Source organism: Brevibacillus choshinensis (genome assembly GCF_001420695.1).
GTDB lineage: Bacteria > Bacillota > Bacilli > Brevibacillales > Brevibacillaceae > Brevibacillus > Brevibacillus choshinensis.
In genome coordinates this window covers 1-997 of the sequence record NZ_LJJB01000002.1, presented here as the reverse complement: position 1 = coordinate 997, position 997 = coordinate 1, and the positions used below count along the sequence as shown (strand labels likewise).

Genomic DNA, 997 nt, shown 5'->3' with positions numbered 1-997 from the left:
TGCAGCAATTGCAACGAGCCAAAATAGAAACGACTTTTTTACCTCTTGCGGAACCTTCCTTTTATTACTTTTAAAACCATTCATTTCCAGTTGATTATTTATATATCTCATCTTACTTCGAATAAGATATGTTATTAACCACCCCGAGACGGATTTATTGCTCGATCTATAGTTCAGGAAACTGCCACTAATGAAAGTAATGACAAGTTGAAATTTAGAAATATTCCATTAAACTGTCCGTTAGCTTAATAAAGGCTGCCGATTAAGGCAGCCTCACTTTGTGTTTATTGCGCTATCGAACCCGTTAGCTTAACATTCAATAGTTATTTGATCTTCTCAGCCAATTCCAAAATAATTCCTTCTGGCCCACGAACATAACATAGCTTATAACTTTCTTCATATTGCTTTATCTCACTAAAGATTTCCGTGCCCTTCTTTTTCAATTTGGCAACAATGGCTTCAATATCTTCAACAGCAAATGCAATATGTCGGATACCCAGCGTATTTGCAAAGGGTTTCTGAATATCTTGTTCATCTGACGGCGTATAAAATTTGACTAGCTCTATCCATGCCTGACCGTCTGGCGTTCGCAATCCTACACATGCTGTTTTAACGTTAGTAAGCCCAACTACCTGACCCAACCACTCTCCTTCCATTTCCCATTCCGCTTGCACTTCAAGTCCCAAATCGAGAAAAAACGCTTTAGCTGCTGAAAGATCATTGACGTTTACACTCACATGATCTATTCGATGGATCTTCATATCCCATACCTCCTAGGCCTAAAATTAACACGCATGTATTCTAAAAATTTCTTCTTGATTGCTAATAGATTTTCCTCTTTGTCCAACAAACTGGGGCGTTTGTTGGAAGACTAGAAGCATCTGTTCATTTCGGTTTTACTAATAATAAAACCTGTTTAGCGCTCAATTATCCTGCCCGTTCGTATTATGAGGTCAGCCAGTTTTTACTGGTTGACCATTTTTTATATAGTTCTACG

The 997-nt window shown here is 38.0% G+C and carries 1 protein-coding gene; it reads right to left on the bottom strand.

The window, feature by feature from the left end:
* Positions 1-323: 323 nt before the first annotated feature.
* The gene (locus tag AN963_RS00010) at positions 324-761 is read right to left on the bottom strand and encodes a VOC family protein (protein ID WP_055742533.1); all 438 of its coding nucleotides are present in this window, start codon (positions 759-761) and stop codon (positions 324-326) included.
* Positions 762-997: the final 236 nt, after the last annotated feature.